The following is a 24759-nucleotide window of genomic DNA, read 5'->3' on the forward strand; positions in this document are numbered from 1 at the left end:
AAGAGAATAGTTAAAGATATGTACACGCTACCAAGTAAATTAAAACTGTTTGCAATTATTTTTATGGTCGTTGGAGCCATAGGAATAGTATCAGGTTTCCTTACTGCTCCCTCAACCACAGCCGAGGTTAAAGAAATGATGGCTAGTCATGGAGATGGACATGGGTCAGACCAATCAACAGCCGAAGAATCACACAGTACAAATGAAAACCACAATGCAGAAGGAAACCTTGGCGACGAGCACGCTCAAGTTGCTAATGAACACGGCGAAAACGCACATGATAGTGAAGAAGCACATTTAGAGCATACTTTACATCAAATGCAAAATAGACCTTGGTCAGCATTATATATTGCTTGTTTATTCTTTTTATTTATTGCATTAGGAACCTTGGCTTTTTATGGTATACAATATGCCGCACAAGCCGGTTGGTCCCCTGTCTTATTCAGAGTAATGGAAGGAATTACAGCTTATTTACCAGTAGCTTCGGTAATACTATTTGTATTATTATTGCTTTCTGCTTTCCATGTAAATCATATTTTCCATTGGATGGATCCAGAATTAGTTGATCCTAATAGTCCACATTACGATAAGTTAATTGCTGGAAAAAGCGGATGGTTAAATGTTCCTTTCTTTTTAATTAGAGCAGCTATATTCTTAGCTGGATGGAACCTATATAGATATTTTTCAAGAAGAAATTCTATTAAACAAGATGCTGCTGATGATAACAGTTGGTTCAAAAAGAACTTTAAAATGTCAGCTGGATTTCTAGTGTTTTTTATAGTAACTGAGTCTATGATGTCTTGGGATTGGATTATGAGTTTTGATCCGCACTGGTTTAGTACTTTATTTGGATGGTATGTTTTTGCAGGGATGATGGTTTCAGCTATTACAGTAATAGCAATGGTGTCTATCATTTTAAAGAAACAAGGATATTTAGAATTTGTAAATGATAGCCATATCCACGATTTGGCAAAATATATGTTTGGCTTTAGTATTTTCTGGACCTACCTTTGGTTCTCACAGTTTATGCTAATATGGTACGCAAACATTCCGGAAGAAGTAACCTATTTTGTAACACGTATAGAAGATTATAAATTACCATTCTTCGGAATGCTAGTAACAAACTTCGTATTCCCTGTACTGTTATTAATGAATAGTGATTACAAGCGTGTAAACTGGTTTGTAATCTTAACAGGGGTGGTGATTTTAGCAGGACAATACATAAACCTATTTGTTATGGTTATGCCTGGTACCGTAGGAACCTCTTGGTTTATTGGCTTGCCAGAAATAGGTTCCATATTATTTTTCTTTGGCTTATTTGTGTTTGTTGTGTTCACAGCATTAACCAAAGCGCCTCTACTTGCTAAACGAAATCCGTTTATGAAGGAAAGTAAACATTATCATTATTAATTAATTGAATAGAGACAGATAACGATGACCGCATTTTTAGTTGTATTAGTAATTATTCTTTTTGGAGTTGCCGTTTGGCAAATGACCAAGGTTTTTGAAATGTCTAAAACCAAACAGACAGATACCGGCGATATAGCATCAGACAAGGACAATAAAGTAAACGGATACCTAATGGTGATGTTCTTGGTCTTTTTGTATGTGCTAGCTATTGTTTGCTTTTGGAAATGGGGAGATGTACTCCTTCCTGAAGCTGGTTCAGAACATGGATCACAGATAGATAATTTAATGTTAATATCCATGATTCTTATTTTCTTTGTGGGTATAGTAACACACTGGCTTTTACTTTCTTTTGCGTTTAAGTATAGAGGCGAAAAAGGTAAAAAAGCAGTTTTCTATGCAGATAATGATAAATTAGAGTTCATATGGACCATAATCCCAGTAATTGTATTAGCAGGTCTTATTATCTATGGTCTTTTTACATGGACTGATATCATGAATGTAAGTGAAGAGGATGATCCATTAGTTGTTGAATTATATGCTTATCAGTTTGATTGGCGTGCTAGATACTCAGGTGAAGATAATACCTTGGGAGAAGCCAATGTACGGTTAATCGAAGGGGTTAATCAACTGGGTGTTGATGCTTCAGATCCCAATGCTCAAGATGATATTGTAGTGAATGAATTACACTTACCAGTAGGTAGAAAGGTGTTGTTCAAAATGCGTTCTCAAGATGTATTACACTCTGCTTATATGCCACATTTTAGAGCACAAATGAACGTAGTTCCAGGTATGGTTACTCAGTTTGCATTTACCCCAACCATCACTACTGAAGAAATGAGGCAAAATGATGACGTAGTAGAAAAAGTAAGGCATATTAATGAGATACGAAGGGAAAATAGTAAAGAATTAGCAGCAAAAGGGGAACAACCTTTAGAGTCTTACGAGTTTGATTATTTATTGCTTTGTAATAAAATATGTGGAATTAGCCACTATAACATGCAAATGAAAATTGTAGTTGAATCACAGGAAGATTATGAGGCTTGGTTGAAAGAACAACCAGCACTCGAAGAAACATTTGCACAACTGAAAGAGAACAGATAAGAAATTAGTTTACAAGATATGTCAGCACACACAGAAGATTTAGCAGTAGATCACCACGATGATCACGGGCATCATCACGAACAGACCTTTATATCTAAATATATATTTAGTACAGATCATAAAATGATATCCCGGCAATACCTTATCACCGGTATTTTCATGGGGATAATTGGGATATTAATGTCCGTTCTTTTCAGAATGCAGATAGCATGGCCTGAAGAACCATTTACAATTTTTGAAATTTTCTTAGGGAAATGGGCAGAAGGTGGCGTAATGGACCCAAGTGTTTATTTGGCATTGGTAACTATACATGGTACCATAATGGTATTCTTTGTATTGACAGCAGGGCTAAGTGGTACCTTTAGTAACTTATTGATTCCGTTGCAAATCGGGGCTCGTGATATGGCCTCAGGCTTTTTAAACATGGTATCATACTGGCTTTTCTTTATATCTAGTGTGATTATGGTACTCTCGTTGTTTGTTGAGGCAGGACCCGCATCAGCTGGTTGGACAGTTTATCCTCCGCTGAGTGCTTTGCCACAAGCTATACCAGGATCTGGTACTGGAATGACGTTATGGTTGGTGTCATTAGCTATATTTATTGCATCCTCTTTATTGGGATCGCTTAACTATATTGTAACAACATTAAACTTACGTACCAAAGGAATGTCCATGACAAGACTTCCGCTTACTATATGGGCGTTTTTTGTAACAGCCATTATTGGTGTGGTATCGTTTCCTGTATTATTATCAGCAGCGCTGATGTTAATTATGGATAGAAGTTTTGGTACATCATTCTTCCTTTCAGACATTTACATTGCTGGGGAAGTGCTACACAATCAAGGAGGGTCACCTGTATTATTTGAGCATTTATTTTGGTTCTTAGGACACCCAGAAGTATATATTGTTATTTTACCGGCAATGGGTATTGTTTCAGAAGTTATGGCTACCAACTCACGGAAACCAATTTTTGGATATAGAGCAATGATTGCGTCAATACTTGCAATTGCCTTTCTATCTACTATTGTTTGGGGGCACCATATGTTCGTTTCAGGGATGAATCCTTTCTTGGGGTCTGTGTTTACCTTTACAACATTGTTAATCGCAATTCCTTCAGCAGTAAAAGCATTTAACTGGATTACAACAATATGGAAAGGTAATCTGCAAATGAATCCCGCCATGTTATTTTCTATTGCATTTGTTTCTACCTTTATTACAGGTGGGTTAACAGGGATTATCCTCGGGGATAGTGCTTTAGATATTAACGTGCACGATACGTATTTTGTAATTGCTCACTTCCACTTGGTAATGGGTATTTCAGCTGTATATGGTTTATTGGCTGGAGTATATCATTGGTTCCCAAAAATGTTTGAAGGGCGATTGATGAATAAAAATTTAGGATATGTCCACTTTTGGGTAACTGCAATAGGAGCATATGGAATTTTCTTCCCAATGCATTTTGTGGGTATGGCAGGTTTACCGAGAAGATATTATACAAATACTAACTTCCCATATTTTGATGATCTGGCTGATATAAATGTGGTGATAACCATCTTTGCTATCATTACGGCAGCGATTCAAGTGGTATTTTTGTATAACTTCTTCCATTCTATTTTCTACGGAAAGATAGGACCAAAAAATCCTTGGAAATCTACTACCTTAGAATGGACGGCCGAAATGAAACATATTCACGGAAACTGGGATGGTCCAATACCACATGTATACCGTTGGCCTTATGACTACAGTAAGTTGAATAAAGATGAAACCGGCTATGTAATACCAGGACAGGATTTTATCCCTCAGACCGTTCCTTTAAAAGAAAACGAGGATGAATTAAATCACTAAATAAATTAATTTATAATATAAATGAAATTTACGTATTATTACGTATTGACTTCACTGCTCCCTGTTCGTATATTTGGTTAACGATTAAGGAACAAAGAGTGGGGACTTTGTGACTGTAAAAGCCGTACTATAAAAAAAGTACGGCTTTTATATTTTTAAATTGTATGTAAAAATACCCACAATTGGGTATTGTTTATAGACTAATTATTCTTCTATATTTGGAGAAGATTTAATTAGTAAAATGGGGAGTTTACTGATTTAATAAACCGCACTTTTTGAGGAGGAGTGCGGTTTTTTTATTTATTTTCCGCCCCTAGCAGGATAATCTTCTTTTAATACAAAATCAAGAGACTTTAGCAAATCATCAAATCCAGGTCTAGCAAATGGCATCGTCTGTATAGAAGCACTATAAATAGTTGCGTCTTTATTAATTAAAAATAAAGCAGGTTCAGAAAATACGTCTGGTTCAGCATCTTTAATCGCATGGCTAATGAACAGTCCATATTCTCTAGCTTTTTCTTCAGTCATCCCATACGCAAGTGGAATGGAATCAATATCCCATTTTTCAGTAGAGATAGTAGCTCTTTTCTTAGTATCCATACTTGCAGCTACTACATTTACACCTTTTTCTTTAAAGTCATTTATTTTAGTCTGTAATTCTTCTAAGTACTTTTTACATACAGGACAGTGTAGACCTCTGTAAAAAATAATCATTGTAAAATTTTCAGGTTGTTGTTTCTCAATATCCCAAGTTGTACCATTAGTTAAATCTAACTGTAGTTTGGGTGCTTTTTCTTTCGGCTTAATCATAACTTTTTTTTGTAAGGTAGCTAATGGAATACTGTTTCTGTCCCAAGGCATTATTAAATCTTGTTAAATATTTCCAAAGCTTACTTAAATACACTTCGTATATTTGTTTTTATGAATGAAAATCTTGATCCTACTGGCGATAATCTTTCCCCTCAAGAAATTGATCTGGAAAAAAAACTAAGACCACTTAGCTTTGACGATTTTACAGGCCAAGATCAAGCCTTGGAAAACCTTCAGATTTTTGTGCAAGCCGCCAATCTACGTGAAGAAGCGTTAGACCATACGCTATTTCATGGCCCTCCTGGCTTAGGCAAAACCACATTAGCTCATATTTTAGCTCATGAACTGGAAGTTGGGATTAAAGTTACCTCAGGTCCGGTATTGGATAAACCTGGAGATCTTGCCGGTTTATTGACCAATCTTGAAGACCGGGATGTGTTGTTTATTGATGAGATTCACCGGTTAAGTCCTATTGTTGAAGAGTATCTCTATTCAGCAATGGAGGATTATAAAATTGATATTATGATTGAAACGGGTCCTAACGCTCGGACGGTTCAAATTAACCTAAATCCATTTACGCTAATAGGGGCCACAACGCGTTCAGGATTATTAACGGCCCCTATGCGAGCTCGTTTTGGTATTTCATCCAGGCTTCAATATTACACTACTGAATTGCTTACTTCTATCGTTCAGCGAAGCTCTGGAATATTGAACATTCCTATTTCCATGGAAGCAGCGATTGAAATTGCTGGAAGAAGTAGAGGAACACCACGTATTGCTAACGCCTTGTTACGAAGGGTGCGAGATTTTGCACAAATAAAGGGAAATGGGAAAATCGATATTGAAATATCAAAGTTTGCATTAAAAGCATTGAATGTTGATGCTTTTGGTTTGGATGAAATGGACAATAAAATTCTCACGACTTTAATAGATAAGTTTAAAGGCGGTCCAGTAGGGATATCGACTATTGCTACGGCTGTTTCAGAAAGTCCTGAAACTATTGAAGAGGTTTACGAACCTTTTTTAATACAGCAGGGGTTTATCGTAAGAACACCGCGTGGTCGAGAAGTAACAGAAGCAGCTTACAGACATCTGGGAAAAACCAAACAGGGAACGCAGGGAGGTTTATTTTGAGTATAAAAGAACAAAACACAAAACTTATTAAAACCGAAGCCAAACGCCTCGGTTTTCTTTCCTGTGGCATTAGCAAAGCTGAATTTTTAGAAGAAGAAGCACCTCGGCTCGAAACATGGCTTAAACAGAATATGCACGGTGAAATGAGCTATATGGAAAACTATTTCGATAAGCGGTTAGATCCAACAAAATTAGTGCCTGATTCTAAAAGTGTTATTTCATTATTGTTAAATTATTACCCTTCAGAAACACAAAATGAAGACAGTTATAAAATTTCAAAATACGCCTACGGAAGGGATTACCACTTTGTTATAAAAGACAAGTTAAAACAATTGTTGAATCATATTCAAGAAGAAATAGGCGATGTTCATGGCCGTGCCTTTGTAGACTCTGCTCCAGTACTAGACAAAGCGTGGGCTGCTAAAAGTGGTTTGGGCTGGATTGGTAAACACAGCAATTTATTGACAAAACAAACCGGTTCCTTTTATTTTATAGCTGAATTGATTGTTAATCTCGATCTTGAATACGATACTCCAGTTACAGATCATTGCGGAAGTTGCACCGCTTGCATTGACGCCTGTCCTACTCAAGCCATAGTAGATCCGTATGTGGTAGATGGAAGTAAATGCATTTCTTATTTAACGATAGAATTGAAAAACGAAATACCTACTGAGTTTTCAAAAAAGATGGACGATTGGATGTTCGGCTGTGATATCTGCCAAGATGTATGTCCTTGGAACCGGTTCAGCAAACCCCATAACGAACCACTTTTTAATCCACATCCTGAGCTATTAGAAAACACTAAAAAGGATTGGGAGGAAATCACTAAAGAGCTTTTTAATGAAATTTTCAGAAAAAGTGCTGTAAAACGTACTAAATACGAAGGCTTAAAAAGAAATATTCAGTATTTGAAGAACTAATATTTCTTATAAAAAACAACCTTTAAAATTTCATCATTCCACTTACTCGGCTAACTTTGTATGTCATCAATTTATTTTTTGACGATTAAAACTTCAGACTATGAGTAAAGAGAGCAGACGCCGAGAGGCTTTAGTATACCACGCAAAACCGAAACCAGGTAAAATTCAAGTAGTGCCTTCAAAAAAATACGCGACCCAAAGAGATCTTTCTTTGGCGTATTCTCCAGGTGTTGCTGAACCTTGTTTAGAAATAGAAAAAGAAACGAATAACGTTTATAAATATACCAACAAAGGAAACTTAGTTGCTGTAATATCAAACGGAACAGCGGTTTTAGGGTTAGGTAACATAGGGCCTGAAGCTTCAAAACCTGTGATGGAGGGGAAAGGATTGCTCTTTAAAATATTTGCGGATATTGATGTGTTTGATATTGAGGTAAATACTGAGAATATAGATGAGTTTATCGATACTGTTAAAAACATCGCCCCCACATTCGGCGGTATTAATTTGGAGGATATTAAGGCTCCTGAAGCTTTTGAAATTGAGCGCAGATTAAAAGAAGAGTTGGATATTCCGGTGATGCATGACGATCAACATGGAACAGCTATTATTTCAGCCGCAGCTTTGTTGAATGCATTAGAGTTGGCAGACAAAAAAATTGAAGAAGTTTCCATCGTTATTAGTGGTGCTGGTGCTGCGGCAGTTTCTTGTACAAAGCTTTATAAGTCTTTCGGAGCAAAAGCTGAAAATATTGTAATGCTCGACAGCAAAGGAGTAATTAGAAAAGACCGTGACACACTTTCCGAAGAAAAAGGAGAATTTGCGACTGCTCGTAAAATAGACACGTTAGCTGAGGCCATGAAAAATGCAGATGTCTTTGTAGGCTTGTCAATTGCTGATATTGTATCGCCAGATATGCTAAAAAGTATGGCAGACAATCCAATTGTCTTTGCCATGGCCAACCCGAATCCAGAAATAGATTACGATTTAGCGATTAAAACACGTAAAGATATCATTATGGCGACTGGTCGCAGTGATCATCCTAATCAAGTTAACAATGTACTTGGGTTTCCTTTCATTTTTAGAGGTGCACTAGATGTTCGTGCCACCAAGATTAATGAAGAAATGAAGATGGCTGCTGTGAAAGCCTTAGCTGAATTAGCGAAAGAGCCGGTTCCAGAACAGGTAAATATTGCTTACGGTGAAACAAGATTAACTTTTGGAAGAGACTATATTATTCCAAAACCCTTCGACCCTCGCTTAATTGCTGCGGTTCCTCCAGCGGTTGCCAAAGCGGCTATGGAAAGCGGAGTAGCCACTGAAGATATTGTCAATTGGCAAAAATATGAAGATGAGCTACATGAACGTTTAGGTAGTGATAATAAAATTATACGATTGTTATTAAACAGAGCTCGTACAAACCCCAAACGAATTGTATTTGCTGAAGCCGATCATTTAGATGTTTTAAAAGCAGCTCAAATTGTACATGAAGAAGGAATTGGGACTCCAGTCCTGTTAGGGAGAAAAGAAATTATTCTCGAATTGATGGAGCAAATTGAATTCGATGTAGAGAATTTAGAGATTATCGATCCAAAGTCTGACGAGCAGGAAGAAAAGCGAAATTATTATGCTGAAAAGCACTGGAAAAACCGAAGAAGAAGCGGTATTACACTATATGATGCTCAAAAAATAATGCGGGAGCGTAATTATTTTGCTGCCATGATGGTAAATGAAGGCGATGCAGATACCATGATTTCAGGATACTCAAGAGCGTACCCTTCAGTTGTTCGGCCAGTTTTAGAAACCATTGGTAGGTTTGATGGGGTAAGTAAAGTTGCCACTACCAATTTAATGTTAACAAAGCGAGGACCTTTATTTATTTCAGATACTTCGATAAACATAGACCCTACAGCTAAGGAATTGGCTAAAATTGCACAGATGACCAATTACACTATGAAAATGTTTGGGTTAACACCAGTAATTGCGATGGTTTCATATGCAAATTTTGGTTCGTCAAAAGACCCACACGCCACTAAAGTAAAAGAAGCTGTGGAGTATCTTCATAAAGTGACGCCAGATATGCACGTAGATGGAGAGTTGCAAACAGATTTTGCGTTAAATCCAACGTTACTTCAGAAAAAATTCCCTTTTTCAAAATTGGCTGGTAAAAAAGTAAATGCTTTAGTATTTCCAAACTTAGACTCTGCAAATAGTAACTACAAGCTTTTAAAAGAACTGAACGGAGTAGAATCTATTGGTCCTATTATGCTTGGTATGCGAAAACCTGTACACATCCTTCAATTAGGGGCTAGTGTTGAAGAAATGGTTAATATGGCTGCTGTTTCAGTTGTAGATGCACAACAGAAAGAAAAGCGTAAAAAAGAAGCTTTAAAGCAGCAAAAAGACTAAACTTTTTCCTTCTATATTTTCACATTTTTCAGACGGGCAGATGCAAATAATTATGCTATATTTGGCCTTTAACATTTTTATAACGTATGATAACCCACATTGAGGGAAAATTAGTAGAAAAAAACCCGACTGATATAGTGATAGACTGTAATGGTGTTGGTTATTTTATCAATGTTTCGCTACATACGTTTTCTCAACTTCCTAATTCTGAAAATATAAAAGTATATACTCATCTACAGGTGCGTGAAGATGCACATACATTATTTGGGTTTTATGAAAAAGCAGAACGAGAGATTTTTAGGTTGTTGGTGTCGGTTTCTGGAGTAGGTGCTAGTACAGCTCGCACCATGTTATCATCTTTAACACCCGATCAAGTAAAAGATGCGATAGCTACAGAAGATGCAGCGGTTATTCAATCTGTTAAGGGAATAGGTACAAAAACCGCACAAAGGGTGATATTAGATTTAAAAGACAAAGTACTAAAAGTAGAAGGCTTGTCTGGTATTTCTTCTAGTTCAAGCAATACGAACAAAAATGAAGCGTTATCTGCTTTGGAGACGCTGGGATTTGCACGTAAACAATCTGAAAAAGTTTGCGAAAAAATAATAAAGCAAAACCCACAGGCAACTGCTGAAGAAATTATAAAACAAGCTTTAAAAAATTTATAACAATTGGGCGCAAAAAATTACAATTACATTCATAAGTTTTGTAGGTTATTATTAATTATAGGGGCTGTCTTTGCAACTACAGCAACTGCCTTTTCACAAGATTCTACCAAAACTGGATATGTTGAGGGACGAATAGACCTACCACAACCAACAAGCATTGAAGATTTATACACCTACGACCCGGTTACCGATCGGTATATTTACACCAGAACATTAGGGAGTTTTAAAATTTCGTATCCTATTATTCTTACTCCGGAAGAATATCAACAACTTATTTTGGAACAGGATATGAAGTCCTATTTTAAAGAAAAAATCGATGCGGCCGATGGAAGGAAAGAAGGATCTGAGGAGGCACAAAAAAACTTGTTACCAACATTTTATGTAAACTCTAATTTTTTCGAATCTATTTTTGGCGGAAATACAATTGAAGTAATTCCACAAGGTTCGGTAGAAATTGATCTTGGTCTTTTATATACCAAGCAGGACAATCCATCTTTTTCTCCTAGAAACCGAAGCAACTTGTCTTTTGATTTTGACCAACGTATCAGTTTAAGTTTATTAGGTAAAGTAGGAGAGCGGCTTCAGATTACCGCAAATTACGACACTCAATCAACGTTTGATTTTCAGAATCAAATAAAATTAGAATATACGCCTACCGAAGACGATATCATTCAAAAAATAGAAGTAGGTAACGTAAGTATGCCACTCAACAGCTCCTTAATTCAAGGTGCTCAAAGTCTGTTTGGGGTAAAAACCCAATTACAATTTGGAAAAACGACAATTACAGGAGTGTTTTCTGAACAAAAATCTGAAACTCGTACCGTAACAGCAGAAGGCGGTGCTACCGTTACTGATTATGAGCTTTTTGCTTCCGAATACGATGAAAATCGTCACTTTTTCTTAGCACATTACTTTAGGGATAATTATGATAGGACATTAGAACAGTATCCTTTTATCAACTCAAACGTACAAGTTACAAGGGTAGAGGTGTGGATTACTAACCGTAATAATAATACTGAAAACGTTCGTAATATTGTTGCTTTACAGGATATTGGGGAGTCAAACTCAGAAAATATTGGTCTTACTGTGCCACCAGGAGGGTTTATCAATAAACCTCGAAATTCATTTCCTGATAATAGTAATAACGATTTTAATCCCTTTGGTATAAATGATCCTTCAGTACCTTCTGTTTTGAACAGTGCGATACGTGATGTTGCCACAGTACAATCTGGTTTTGGAGGTGTTCCTGTACAACAAGGAGTTGATTATGTAGTTCAGGAAAACGTAAGAAAGTTGCAGCCAAGTGAATATACGTTACATCCTCAATTGGGGTATGTTTCCTTAAACCAACGGTTGAGTAATGATGAAGTCCTTGGTGTGTCTTACCAATTTACCGTAAATGGGAAAGTATATCAAGTTGGTGAATTCTCTAATGATGGAGTAGAAGCTACGGGTACTGGAAATACTGGTGACGGTGGCGGTGATCCAAATATTCCACCACAAGGAGGTATAGAAGGAGTGGCTCAAAACTTAGTGGTTAAAATGTTGAAAAGTAATATTACCAATGTTGAAGAACCGGTTTGGGACTTGATGATGAAAAACATCTACTCTATAGGTGCTTTTCAATTAGAGCAAGAAGATTTTAAAATGAATATTCTTTATACAGACCCTTCTCCGCTTAACTATATTACTGGTGTAGATGGAGTACCGTTACCCGAAGACGTTGAAAGCACGACGTTGCTTCGTGTCTTTAATTTAGATAGATTGAATTTTAACGGAGATCCACAACAAGGAGGAGATGGTTTCTTTGACTTTTTGCCCAATATTACAGTTGATACACAAAACGGTCAAATAATATTCACCTCGGTGGAACCTTTTGGTAAGTACTTATTCGACAAGTTAGACAATACACCAGGTGGTGTGGAAAATTATAATGTACCATCTACCTATAACGCCAATCAAAATAAATATGTGTTTAGAACTTTATATACTTCTACCAAAACACAAGCAGAACAAGAAGACAGTGATAAAAACAAGTTTCAGTTAAAAGGTAGTTATAAATCTACCGGAGCAGATGGTATCCCAATTGGAGCTTTTAATATCCCACAAGGTTCGGTTACAGTTACAGCTGGAGGGCGTGAATTAGTTGAAGGGGTAGATTACACCGTAAATTATCAACTTGGGAGGGTGCAAATTTTAGACCCATCATTATTGAACTCCAATACACCTATACAGATTTCTACAGAAAATAACACGCTTTTCGGGCAGCAGACTAAACGTTTTACAGGGTTAAATGTAGAGCATAAATTCAGTGATAAGTTTCAAGTTGGAGCTACGTATTTAAATTTGAACGAACGTCCTTTAACGCAAAAGTCTTCTTACAATGCAGAGCCTATTAATAATACTATTTTTGGGTTCAATGCAAATTATTCTACCGAAGTGCCATTCTTAACAAGGTTGGTAAACAAATTACCTAATATAGATACCGATGTAGAATCGAACGTTTCATTAAGAGGTGAATTTGCTTACTTGATGCCTGGAGCACCAAAAGTTTCAGACTTTGAAGGAAAAGCGACAGTTTATGTTGATGATTTTGAAGCTTCACAGACCGAGTTGGATATCAGTACACCAAATACTTGGTTCTTAGGAAGCACCCCAGTAAATTTTGGAGGTGAAATTTCAAACGAGTTATCTTATAATTACAATCGCGCAAAACTAGCTTGGTACACAATAGATCCTATATTTTATAGTAGCCAACGTCCAGATGGCATTACAGATGAAGACCTTTCATCACCTTTTACAAGAAGAGTTTTTAGGGATGAAATTTTCCCACAACAAGATATTATACAAGGGCAAACACAGGCTTTATTTTCTTTAGATTTAGCTTATTTTCCTTCAGAAAGAGGCCCCTATAACTTTAACCCACAAGCGGCAGGGGGGAATACATTACCAAACCCTCAAGATAGGTTTGCAGGTATTTCTAGGCAATTAACCACCACAGATTTTGAACGGTCCAATGTAGAGTATATCCAGTTTTGGGTTATGGATCCCTACATTTATGATGAAACTAGTGGGCAGACTGGTGGATCTATTAATTTTAACTTAGGTAATATTTCCGAGGATCTTTTAAAAGACGGAAGAAAACAATATGAAAACGGATTGCCTGAAAATGGTGGGGATGAGAATACGATACCTACCATTTTTGGAAAAGTACCAACTAACCAATCACTTGTTTATACATTTGATACTGAGGGACAACAGCGTACCAACCAAGATATAGGTTATGATGGACTTAATGATGCTGGTGAAGCTGCTAAGTTCACAGACTTCGGTAACTTGGCCGATCCGGCAAATGACAACTATCAATACTTTTTACAAGCAGATGGCGATGTAATCAACAGATACCGTCAATATAATGGTACAGAAGGGAACTCTCCTGTAGAAGTTACTGACGTTAACCGTGGTTCAACTACACAACCAGATGTTGAAGACATTAACCGTGACAACACCATGAATACGGTAGATGCTTATTTTGAATATAACGTTCCAGTATTTCCAGGGATGGACGCAAGTAACAACGATTATATTACCGATGTAAAGGAAATACAAGTAACCACACCTAACAACGAAACCATTGATGCTCGTTGGGTACAATTTAAAATACCAATTAGTGATCCAGACCAGGTCATTAATGGAATATCTGACTTTAGATCTATCCGTTTTATGCGAATGTATCTTTCACAATTCTCTGAAGCGACCGTACTTCGTTTTGGTACCCTAGAATTGGTACGTGGTGATTATAGAAGATATACTCAAACACTTGATTTAACTGGAGAAGACCCTGAAATGGATGATACTGTCTTTGAAAGTGAAGCAGTAAATATTGAAGAAAATGAAAATAGGCAGCCAATTCCTTATGTATTACCTCCTGGGGTGTTGCGTGAGCAATTAAATAATAACAACAACTTGATCCGTCAAAATGAGCAATCCCTTGCTTTACGGGTTAATGGATTGGAGCCTGGCGATGGTCGTGGAGTTTATAAAAATTTCAATGTAGATATGCGTCAGTATAAAAACTTAGAAATGTTTATCCACGCAGAGTCGTTACAGAATGAAGCAGCTTTAGCTGATGGCGAAATGGTTGCGTTTATGCGTTTGGGGAATGACCTTTCACAAAACTATTACGAAATTGAAATCCCGTTAAACCCAACCTCCTTTGGATCAACGTCTCGAGAAGAAATTTGGCCTGCCGCAAACCGAATAAACCTTCCATTGGCATTACTTCAAGAAGTAAAAACACGTGTATTGGGAGCAACAGAACCGCCTGAGGATCTAACGCAGCCTGTTTATTTTAATCAATCGGAACTCGATCCCAATTTCTCAGGTCCTGAAAATGAAATGCGTATTGGTATTAAAGGAAACCCGAGTTTTGGTAATGTACGTACCATCATGTTGGGTATGAAAAATAGAGAATCTAATACCAGTGATATTGCTGGAGAAGTTTGGTTTAACGAACTGCGTCTTTCTGATTTGAAAAATGAAGGCGGTTGGGCAGCAGTTGCTACGCTCGATGCGAATATGGCCGACTTTATGAATGTAAGTGCAACTGGGAGAAGAAGCACCGTTGGTTTTGGATCTGTAGAACAAGGACCAAACCAAAGAAGCCGTGAAGATATAAAGCAGTACGATGTTGTTACTAACTTTAACTTAGGACAATTACTTCCTGAGAAATGGGGTATTCAGTTGCCATTTAATTATGGTCGTTCTGAAGAATTGATTACGCCACAATACGACCCCGAATTTCAGGATATTGAATTAGACACTCGTCTTGATAATACCGACGATGAAGATGAGAAAGAAGATATTAGACAACGATCTGTAGACTATACTAAAAGACAAAGTATAAACTTTATAGGTGTTCGGAAAGATAGGACTGGTGATAAAAAACCTATGCCGTATGATATTGAAAACTTTACCTTCTCATATTCTTATAATCAAGTAGATCACCATGATTTTGAAATCGAAGATGCCTTGGATCAAAACGTAAGGTTAGGTGGAACTTATAATTATAATTTTGATCAAAAACCCTACGAACCTTTTAAAAAGAATGATTCTCTTTTTACCGGGAAGTATTGGCAGTTTTTGAAAGATTTTAATGTCAATTACAAACCAACAAATATTTCGGTAAGTTCAAATATAGTTCGTCAATACAATGAACAAAAATTTAGAGAATTGAATACGTTACCTGGAAACATTGGTATTCCTACATTATATCAACGTAATTTCTTGTTTAATTGGGAGTACACTATCAATTATAATTTAACTAAATCACTACGTTTCAACTTTACTTCATCAAACAACAGGCTTGTAACCAATTATTTGGACGATCAAGGTTTTTCAGATGATAGTATTGGTATATGGGATGGATTTTTCGATATTGGAGAGCCTAATCAACATTTTCAGTCTTTACAATTGAATTACGATTTACCTTTCGACAAATTTCCGTTCTTGAAATTTATTAGGGCAACCTATTCTTACACGGGTGATTTCCAATGGCAGGATGGTAGTGATCTCTTTAACAACATTTCAATACCAAATAATGATGGTTCGGGTAGTCAAGTGTATGATTTAGGAAATTCGGTGCAAAACGCAATGACGCATGCCATTAATTCTAATATTGATATGAGTGGCTTCTATCGTTATGTTGGTCTTACCAAGAAAACTAAAAGCAGCAATGAGGCCAACGCACGTAGTGCAAGACAGAACAGTGCCGCTGGCGGTAACAAGGCAGGATTGGGTAATGACAGAGAAGGCAAAGACAGGGAAGAACAAGAAGATAGAAATGCCCAGTTCACCAAAAGTGGCGATTCCAATGTTTTAGGTAACAACGGGAGCACTCAAACAGGTGGCGGTTCATTAAGTACTGGCGATAAAGCTGTTAATACTGTTATTGGCTTGGTTACTTCCATTAAGAAAATTAAGTTCAATTATCAAGAAAACCAAGGTATTTTCCTTCCAGGATATACTCAATCCATAGGTTTTATTGGTACGTTAAGGCCTACAACCGCTTTTACTTTCGGTAGCCAAGCTGAAATAAGAGAAGAAGCGGCACGCAAAGGGTGGCTTACGCTGTATCCGGAATTCAATGAGCAATATACTGAAGTGGAAAATAGGCAAATGGATATTCAGGTGAACCTAGAACCATTAAATGACCTTACCATAGATATTAACGGAAACCGTTTATATTCTGAAAATTATGCTGAAAATTATATAGTTGAAGATAATAGATACCGTTCATTAACGCCAAATACCTTCGGAAACTTTAATATATCTACCTTATTAATAAAAACAGCATTCAGTGCTAGTGACGAAAATAGTTCTGAAGCTTTTAATGACTTCAGAAGCAACAGACTTGTTATTGCAAACAGACTCGCTGAAGATTATTATGGCGGAGGAAATATTCCACGTGATCCTGATACAGGATATCCAATAGGTTTTGGCAGAACTAGTCAAGATGTATTGTTGCCAGCGTTTCTAGCAGCTTATAAAGGGAGCGATGCTTCTAGCGAAAAGAAAGGGTTTTTAAGAGACATACCGCTACCTAACTGGGATATTAAATATACAGGGTTAATGAACTTAGATTGGTTCAAAAAACGATTTAAACGTTTTTCATTACAACATGGTTATAGAGCTGGTTACACGGTAAATCAATTTCAAACCAATTTAGATTATGATCGCTTTAATCCAGATGCGGTAGACCAAGCAGGGAACTTTAAAAGTGAGACTTTGTTGAGTAATGTAAATCTTACCGAACAATTTTCACCATTATTACGTGTAGATTTTGAGATGAAAAACTCTATAAAGATTCTTGCCGAATACAGAAAAGACAGGGCACTATCTTTGAGTTTTGCAAACAACTTACTTACCGAAATACAAGGAGATGAAATTATTCTTGGTTTAGGCTATAGATTGAAAGACCTTACTATTGGGACTAATTTTGGTGGAAAAAAGAAAATACTTAAAAGTGATTTAAACTTTAAAGTAGATCTTTCTAGAAGGGATAACAAGACTATTATTCGCTACTTAGATATTGAAAATAACCAAACAACCGCAGGGCAGACCATATATGGACTTCAGTTTTCTGCAGATTATGCGTTGAGTAAAAATTTGACAGCATTATTTTATTACGATCATACGTTCTCAGAATATGCCATCTCAACAGCATTCCCACAAACGACAATTAGAAGCGGTATAACCCTTCGGTATAACTTCGGAAACTAAACTACAAAATAAACTTTTTAAGAATTATATATTATGAATATACCAGCAGACCTAAAATACACCAAAGACCACGAATGGATAAAAATTGAAGGCGATGTAGCAACGGTTGGAGTAACCGATTTTGCCCAAGGCGAATTGGGTGACATTGTCTATGTGGAAGTAGAAACTGTAGATGAAACTATGGAAAGGGAAGAGGTTTTCGGAACTGTAGAGGCTGTCAAAACTGTTTCTGACCTTTTTTTACCGCTTTCAGGAGAAATTATTGAGTTTAATAAAAACCTAGAAGAAGAGCCCGAAAAAGTGAATTCTGATCCATACGGCGAAGGATGGATGATAAAAATTAAACTATCAAACCCTGATGAGGTTGAAGATTTATTAGATGCAGCAGCTTATCAAGAGATTATCGGAGCCTAAAGTCCTTGGCATACTGGCCATAACATATACAACTTTCATAACCATTATGTTGTTGGTGCCTTCACAAGGTTTATTGCCTCAACAAGATGGAATACCGTATGACAAAGCCGCCCATGTAATTATTAATTGCATTTTAATAGTGTTTTGGCTTTTGTTTTTTTATATAAAGGAAAACAAAATGATGGCTGTAATAACTATATATGCAGTTTTTGGCTTTTGTTTGCTCTATGGCATAATAATTGAAGCTTTACAATATATGTTTACAACCTATAGACAAGCAGATATGCTTGACGTAGTGGCAAATGCAATAGGACTACTTATAGGTGTTGGCCTTTTTAGAAAGGTAAAAGACAAAATTTACAACTAAATAGTATTTTAGTTTTCAATTGAACTAGAATTTCTATATTTTAGCAATATAATAAATACTCTATTATGGAACCGAAGAAAAACCCTAAAGCGAACATGAATCGCAAAAGCACATTGTTCTTTCAAATAGGAATGATTTTGATGCTTTTGTTGGCATGGCAAGCTATTGAATGGAAAACGTACGATAAATCAGATTTAGATGCCGGAATGGTTGATGTAGGTGATGATCTTGAAGAAGAAGTGCCAATTACCCAACAATTAACACCTCCACCACCGCCACCGCCACCACCACCAGCACCTGAGGTAATAGAAGTGGTAGAAGATGAAGAAGAAGTGGAAGAAACCATAATAGAATCTACCGAAGCAAGTCAAGAAGAAGATATTGTTGAGGTAGAAGAAATTGTAGAAGAAGAAGTAGAAGAAGAAATTGCTGATGTACCCTTTGCCGTTATTGAAAACGTGCCAATCTACCCAGGTTGTGAAAACGAGAGTGGTAATAATGCCAAGAAAAGATGTATGTCGGAAAAAGTACAAAAATTTGTACAGAAAAAATTCGACACAGAACTTGCTAACGATTTAGGATTGGACGGAAAACAACGTATTTTTGTTCAGTTTAAAATTAACAAGAGTGGAGATATAGTAGATGTACGTGCACGTGCTCCGCATCCAAGATTAGAAAGGGAAGCAGTTGATGTTGTAAAGTCATTACCTCAAATGACACCTGGAAAACAAAGAGGAAAAGCAGTTGGGGTATTGTACTCACTGCCAATCTTATTCCAAGTACAGAACTAGACGCTTAAAATATAGAGTTACAAACGCCTTCAGCAATGAAGGCGTTTTTTTATTTGGCATAACCCTTGTATTAGGTTTTATATATTAACCAGTAAATACAATAGGTATGAAATCTTCAACACGGAAACATTCAGGAAATTATATACGGTATGAATCAGGAAACTCCAAAAAAAATCTTCACTAAAATCAAAACCGATTAAATTTTAAATTGTATTTCTTATGAAGATTCATAAAACTATAATAATAAGTTTGTTAATATTAAGCCCATTAATTGGGTTTGGACAACATAAAGAAATAAGTGTTGAGTTGAATAAGTTGGAGCTGAGAAATGATAATTTCAACACAGTTTTAGATTCTTTAGTGAAACATGAGAAGGTATGTAACTATTATAGCACGGAATTACTCTTTACAATAGACATACATAAAACTTTTGACAATGCTTCAATATTAATTGAATCCATAGACGATAAAAATATTGCATTTGATTTAGATCCAAATGGTTTTTTTTATTATGATAAACATTTGTTTCTTGTTATTGGAGATAAGTTAAACTCTATTTTTATTGAATCACAAATTAAAAAAACGTTTGAATATTTAGAATATGACATTTTTTACAAAGAATATGATTCTAAAGAGCGACGAATTTTAAGAATTATACATGACGATTCATTCTCACAATGGGAGTTTTTATATGATACGGAGAATTTAATTTTAATAAATAAGTCTACTACCTGTGAATAATAAATATGGAATCGACGCAAGTAATTTTTGTATCTTCCGAGCGTTGAATATATGTTGACCCGCCACAGTTGTTAAAATGGGGTATTAAAATTTTAAAAGCTCTTCTTCGTGAAGGGCTTTTTCTTTTTATCTTTTCAGAAAACGAAAAAACCGTATCTTTCAACAAAATTTGTATCCTACAATGAAGCGTTTTTTTTCAGTTTTGCTCATATTGGCTTGTCTTCCCGCAGTGGCTCAAAAGGTAAGCGGTTCCTTCGAAAAATATCCTGTTTTCCCTGAATGCGATAATCAAAACATCGACAATCTTCAAAATTGTTTTGATGTAACGGTACGCTCTAAAGTGTTTTCAAATTTTAAAGTACCTGAAGTGGTGACTGAAGAAAACTATACTGGTAATGTGTCTGTCTTTTTCGAGATCACAAAAAAAGGGGATTTTAAAGTGCTGTACGTAGATGCTATGTATGATGAACTTAAGAAAGAAACCAGACGTGTTTTTGAATCACTTCCACGGATAAAACCTGCTACTTACAACAGTAACCCTGCTTATGTACAGTTTACCATGTCTATCCCTATTCCTATAAAAGCTGTACCCGCTCAAATGGATAATGAAGCAGCTGTTTCAGAAACTAAAAAAGTGGAAACATTAAAAAATGAATATGATGAAATTAAAAACCTACCCTATGAAAATGAAGAATATACCAGCCAGATAAACATCCCGTTTTCACATCATAATTATAGCTTATTCGATCCTGCTTTAAACCGTGTAGGGCAAAACAACCATACAGCACAAAAGCCATATGTTTATTCTGAAATTAACAAATACTACGATTTTGAGGCTGAAAACCAAAAAATATTAAAAGATAAATCGTCTTGGTTTGGCAAAAAACTATGGAATGAGCATTTAGTTACCCTAAAGGGTAAAGACTATTGGATTACTTTAGACGCTGGAGTTGACCTACAAGTAGGAAAAGATTTTGATGCCGATATTGATACTTATAATAATACCCGTTTGGTATATACACAAGGTGGTTTGGGTAAAAACTTTAATTTTTTTGCTGTAATTTATGAAAGCCAAGGGAGATTTGCTGATTACTTCAACCGATTTGCGGAAGCTAGAAGACCTGCCGGTGGTAATCCTGCTTTAATACCTGGTCGTGGTATAGCCAAAAAATTCAGAAGTGACTCCTATGATTACCCAATAGCAACGGGGCATATTTCGTATTCACCTTCAAAACATTTTAATTTTCAATTAGGTCACGGAAAAAACTTTTATGGTGATGGATATCGCTCCCTGTTGCTGAGTGATAATGCAAGCCCATATCCGTACTTTAAGATAAACACAACCTTCTGGAAACTTAAATATACCAATACTTGGATGTCGTTGCGCGATGTAAGACCGGAAGTTCAGGATGGCGGATCGTTTCGTACCAAGTTTTTTGCCAATCATTATCTAAGCTATAACGTTACAAAACGTTTGAATATAGGTCTATTTGAGTCCGTTGTTTGGGAAAACGATAACGATCGTGGGTTTGATTTTAACTACATAAATCCAGTCATTTTTTACAGGGCAATAGAGTTCTCTACAGGCCCAAGGGGAGGGAATGCTTTGATTGGGCTTACCTCAAAATATAAATTTACCGATCGCATTAATGTTTATGGGCAATTGATTATAGATGAATTTTCTTCTAGCGATATCTTTGGAGGCGAGGGAAGTTATAAAAATAAGGTTGGTTACCAGCTGGGAGCCAAGTATTATGATGCCTTTGGCATAGATGGTTTGTATCTGCAAGCAGAATACAACCGGGTTCGGCCTTATACTTATTCGCACAACTCCATTATTTTAAATTATGGGCACAACAATCAATCAATGGCACATACTTTAGGAGCGAATTTTTCTGAATTTATAACTATTGCTCGCTACCAAAAAGGACGGATTTTTGGTGATTTAAAGTTGATAGTTGCTAAACGTGGTTTTGAGTTCAATACAGATGAAGATAGTCTTTTTTACGGCGGGAATATATATGGAACAGAAGATAACCGCGTTTCAGACCTTAATAATGAAGTAGCGCAAGGTAATACCGCCGATTTTTTTCACGGCGAACTGCAGGCTGGATATTTGATAAATCCAGCCACTAATTTAAAAATATATGCAAGCTTAATCGTTCGCGATTTTAAACCAGAAATTAATACTGAATCCGTTTTTGAAAACCAGACTACGTGGCTGAACTTTGGTTTACGTACCGATCTGTTTAATTGGTATTATGATTTTTAAAAAAAACTAGGACAAACAATTAATTGTCTTTTTTCTCTTTTTGCTGTTGTTTGTACTTGTCCTGTAGTCGCTCTTCCATACTTCGGTTGTCAACTGGGCCTTTTGTCTTTTTTATTTCATTGTAAATAGTAGTGAGTATTTTATCTGTGGAAATAAAACCTTTTCCATAGTCTTGTTCATCATATTTTGAAGTAATATCTTTCATAGCAATAATGTCTTGAAGCGACTTTTCTTTTGCGTAATGAAAGCGGACTTCTTTATATATGTCTGTAAGCATATTAATGGTGAAAGTAAGGTCGTCAATAGTACCCAAATCTCCATGACCCGGAATAACCTTGGTGTCTTCATTTATCATCATTTTAATTCTCTTTAACCCTCTAATATATCCATCTATTGAACCGCCATTTTCGGTATCTATATAGGGGTATTTTCCGTTAAAAAAAACATCACCCGTATGGATTACGTTGCTTTTTGGAAAATAAATAGCCACATCACCATCGGTATGGGCGTTTTCAATATGGAAAGCTTGTATGGTTTCACCGTTATGATGAAACTGTAAGTTGTTTGTAAAAGTAACCATGGGTAAAGCAGATTGGTCAATTCTCTTTTGATCAGAATTTACAATACCAGCAAGTCGTTCTCGTGCCTTTTCGTGTGAAAAAATAACAGCTCCTTCTTTGTTAAACGCCATGTTTCCACCGGTATGATCGCCATGAAAATGGGTGTTAATAAGCATTTTAATTGGTTTGTTGCTAATTTTCCTAACAGCTTTAAGTATATCTTCTGAAAGCTCTGCGTATTGGTCATCAATCATTAAAATAGATTCCTTTCCGAAACTTAACCCAATATTACCTCCTTTGCCTTGTAGCATATATACATCGCCACTGGCTTTAATAACTTTAAGGTTTATTTTTTCACCTGAGTCAGTTTGTGAAAAAGCAATAGTTGTAAATAATAGAAGCAATGAAAGGATCGTTTTTTTAATGTTCATCTTTTATGGATTTTATTAGGGTATTAAAATAATAAAAAAGTATAAATAAAGCACTAAGAAATGATAGAATAAATTGTGGAAATTGGGTAGTTGCTGTATCTTTGCAGCGCAAAAAAAATGAGCTTGTCCGTAACACAAACACAAACTGTTCCTCAAACCCTTGTCAGGAATTTTACCGAGATAACCAAGTTTCGGTTATCAGTCAGTGTGGTTTTTTCGTCCGTAGCCGGATATTTGTTAGGTGCCGAAACTGTTGACTACTATATTTTACTACTGCTATGCGTAGGTGGCTATTGTATGGTAGGAGCTTCCAATATTTTCAACCAAATTATTGAACGCGATCTGGATGCCTTAATGGATAGGACAAAGGACCGTCCCATTCCAGCTGGCCGGATGCAGGTAAATTCAGCTCTTGCGCTGGGAATTGCTTTAACTATTATAGGTTTAGTGGTTTTATATAGCATTAACCCTATTACAGCGATGTTTGGTGCCATTTCGATATTTATGTACGTAAGCTTGTACACACCACTTAAAACTAAAACTCCCTTATCGGTTTTTATAGGAGCTTTTCCAGGAGCGATACCTTATATGTTGGGGTGGGTTGCAGCTACTAACAACTTCGGTATTGAGCCAGGTACTTTGTTTATGGTGCAGTTTTTCTGGCAATTTCCACACTTTTGGGCTATAGGGTGGTTTTTATATGAAGATTATCAAAAAGGAGGCTTCTTTATGTTGCCTACAGGAAAAAGAGATAAAGGAACAGCCATACAAGTGGTTTTATATACCATATGGACCGTATTGGCGTCATTGATTCCTGCTTTTGGCGTAACGGGTAAACTCTATGTGACTCCAGTAAGTGCTGTAATTATTGGATTGTTGGGAGTAGGATTATTATATTATGCTATTCGCCTATTCAAAGAAAAAACAAATAAAGCTGCCAAACAACTAATGTTAGCAAGTGTTAGTTATATTACACTACTGCAAGTGGTGTATGTGCTAGATAAATTTATACGATAATGGATTATACGGAAGGGACCGAACAACATAAAATAAAGCGTGCTAAAAAAATGATGCTTTGGTTTGGCATTATAAGTCTGTCAATGAGTTTTGCAGGACTTACTAGTGCTTATGTAGTAAGTAAAGAGCGACCAGATTGGTTAACCGATTTTCAAATTCCACAGGCATTTTACATTAGCCTTGCAGTAATTTTAGCGAGTAGTATCACGGTTCATTTAGCAAAAATGGCCATAACTAAAGAACAAAATAAAAAGGGAATGCTCTTTTTAATAGCTACCCTTTTATTAGGAGCAGCTTTTGTTTTTTTTCAGTTTAGAGGTTTTTCACAGATAATAGCAAATGGGTATTATTTTACTGGCAGCGAAAGCACTATTACTACTTCGTTTATTTATTTAGTGGTGTTATTGCACCTAGCCCACGTTAGTGCGGCGCTAATTTCAATACTTGTTGTAATTTATAATCATTATAAACTAAAATATACAAACGGCAAAACCCTTGGAATTGAACTAGCTGCTACTTTTTGGCATTTTGTCGATATACTATGGATTTACCTGTTTTTGTTTTTCTATTTCGTTAGATAAAAATTAATC

At 36.2% G+C, this 24759-nt stretch carries 17 protein-coding genes; 15 read left to right on the top strand and 2 right to left on the bottom strand.

Annotated elements, in window-relative coordinates; all coding sequences use genetic code 11:
• Positions 1-18: 18 nt before the first annotated feature.
• The 3 genes from DZ858_RS05920 to DZ858_RS05930 are packed head-to-tail and all read left to right on the top strand — an operon-like array spanning position 19 to position 4356.
• Complete coding sequence (locus DZ858_RS05920; protein WP_117158656.1) at positions 19-1410, top strand: quinol:cytochrome C oxidoreductase; 1392 nt, start codon at positions 19-21, stop codon at positions 1408-1410.
• Positions 1411-1434: 24 nt separating this feature from the next.
• The gene (locus DZ858_RS05925) at positions 1435-2511 is read left to right on the top strand and encodes a cytochrome c oxidase subunit II (protein WP_117158657.1); all 1077 of its coding nucleotides are present in this window, start codon (positions 1435-1437) and stop codon (positions 2509-2511) included.
• A gap of 18 nt (positions 2512-2529) precedes the next feature.
• Positions 2530-4356, top strand: a complete 1827-nt coding sequence (locus tag DZ858_RS05930) for a cytochrome c oxidase subunit I (protein WP_117158658.1) — start codon at positions 2530-2532, stop codon at positions 4354-4356.
• A gap of 300 nt (positions 4357-4656) precedes the next feature.
• On the opposite strand, the gene DZ858_RS05935 is transcribed toward DZ858_RS05930, so the two are convergent.
• Complete coding sequence (locus DZ858_RS05935; RefSeq protein ID WP_117159534.1) at positions 4657-5166, bottom strand: redoxin domain-containing protein; 510 nt, start codon at positions 5164-5166, stop codon at positions 4657-4659.
• A gap of 111 nt (positions 5167-5277) precedes the next feature.
• On the opposite strand from DZ858_RS05935, the gene ruvB reads away from it, so the two are divergent.
• From ruvB to DZ858_RS05985, 10 genes are all read left to right on the top strand, one after another.
• Positions 5278-6300 (top strand): Holliday junction branch migration DNA helicase RuvB, encoded by a 1023-nt coding sequence (gene ruvB, locus DZ858_RS05940; protein WP_117158659.1) that lies wholly within the window; start codon positions 5278-5280, stop codon positions 6298-6300.
• The gene (queG, locus tag DZ858_RS05945) at positions 6297-7220 is read left to right on the top strand and encodes a tRNA epoxyqueuosine(34) reductase QueG (RefSeq protein WP_117158660.1); all 924 of its coding nucleotides are present in this window, start codon (positions 6297-6299) and stop codon (positions 7218-7220) included. The genes ruvB and queG overlap by 4 nt, the downstream gene beginning before the upstream one ends.
• A 100-nt stretch (positions 7221-7320) precedes the next feature.
• Positions 7321-9627, top strand: coding sequence for an NADP-dependent malic enzyme (locus tag DZ858_RS05950; protein WP_117158661.1), 2307 nt, complete (start codon positions 7321-7323; stop codon positions 9625-9627).
• Between the two features lie 86 nt (positions 9628-9713).
• A complete protein-coding gene (gene ruvA, locus DZ858_RS05955) occupies positions 9714-10295 on the top strand; it encodes a Holliday junction branch migration protein RuvA (protein WP_117158662.1) in 582 nt (193 codons plus the stop codon).
• Between the two features lie 3 nt (positions 10296-10298).
• Positions 10299-17576 carry a T9SS outer membrane translocon Sov/SprA gene (sov, locus tag DZ858_RS05960; protein ID WP_117158663.1) on the top strand — a complete coding sequence of 2426 codons (7278 nt, stop codon included), beginning with the start codon at positions 10299-10301 and terminating at the stop codon, positions 17574-17576.
• 33 nt (positions 17577-17609) lie between these two features.
• Positions 17610-17990 carry a glycine cleavage system protein GcvH gene (gene gcvH / locus DZ858_RS05965; protein ID WP_117158664.1) on the top strand — a complete coding sequence of 127 codons (381 nt, stop codon included), beginning with the start codon at positions 17610-17612 and terminating at the stop codon, positions 17988-17990.
• Positions 17956-18357 (top strand): VanZ family protein, encoded by a 402-nt coding sequence (locus DZ858_RS05970; RefSeq protein WP_117158665.1) that lies wholly within the window; start codon positions 17956-17958, stop codon positions 18355-18357. Before gcvH ends, DZ858_RS05970 begins: the two co-directional genes overlap by 35 nt.
• A 65-nt stretch (positions 18358-18422) precedes the next feature.
• Complete coding sequence (locus tag DZ858_RS05975) at positions 18423-19148, top strand: energy transducer TonB (RefSeq protein WP_117158666.1); 726 nt, start codon at positions 18423-18425, stop codon at positions 19146-19148.
• A 219-nt stretch (positions 19149-19367) separates the two neighbouring features.
• Positions 19368-19889: a hypothetical protein gene (locus DZ858_RS05980; RefSeq protein WP_117158667.1), complete on the top strand. Its 522-nt coding sequence runs from the start codon at positions 19368-19370 to the stop codon at positions 19887-19889.
• Positions 19890-20070: 181 nt separating this feature from the next.
• Positions 20071-22161 carry a gliding motility protein RemB gene (locus DZ858_RS05985; protein ID WP_117158668.1) on the top strand — a complete coding sequence of 697 codons (2091 nt, stop codon included), beginning with the start codon at positions 20071-20073 and terminating at the stop codon, positions 22159-22161.
• A gap of 19 nt (positions 22162-22180) precedes the next feature.
• On the opposite strand, the gene DZ858_RS05990 is transcribed toward DZ858_RS05985, so the two are convergent.
• The gene (locus tag DZ858_RS05990; protein WP_117158669.1) at positions 22181-23152 is read right to left on the bottom strand and encodes an MBL fold metallo-hydrolase; all 972 of its coding nucleotides are present in this window, start codon (positions 23150-23152) and stop codon (positions 22181-22183) included.
• 117 nt (positions 23153-23269) lie between these two features.
• On the opposite strand from DZ858_RS05990, the gene cyoE reads away from it, so the two are divergent.
• The gene (cyoE, locus tag DZ858_RS05995) at positions 23270-24169 is read left to right on the top strand and encodes a heme o synthase (protein WP_117158670.1); all 900 of its coding nucleotides are present in this window, start codon (positions 23270-23272) and stop codon (positions 24167-24169) included.
• Positions 24169-24750 carry a cytochrome c oxidase subunit 3 gene (locus tag DZ858_RS06000; RefSeq protein ID WP_117158671.1) on the top strand — a complete coding sequence of 194 codons (582 nt, stop codon included), beginning with the start codon at positions 24169-24171 and terminating at the stop codon, positions 24748-24750. Before cyoE ends, DZ858_RS06000 begins: the two co-directional genes overlap by 1 nt.
• The last annotated feature ends 9 nt before the right edge of the window (positions 24751-24759 follow it).

Origin of the sequence: Marixanthomonas ophiurae (assembly GCF_003413745.1) — a bacterium.
Lineage (GTDB): Bacteria > Bacteroidota > Bacteroidia > Flavobacteriales > Flavobacteriaceae > Marixanthomonas > Marixanthomonas ophiurae.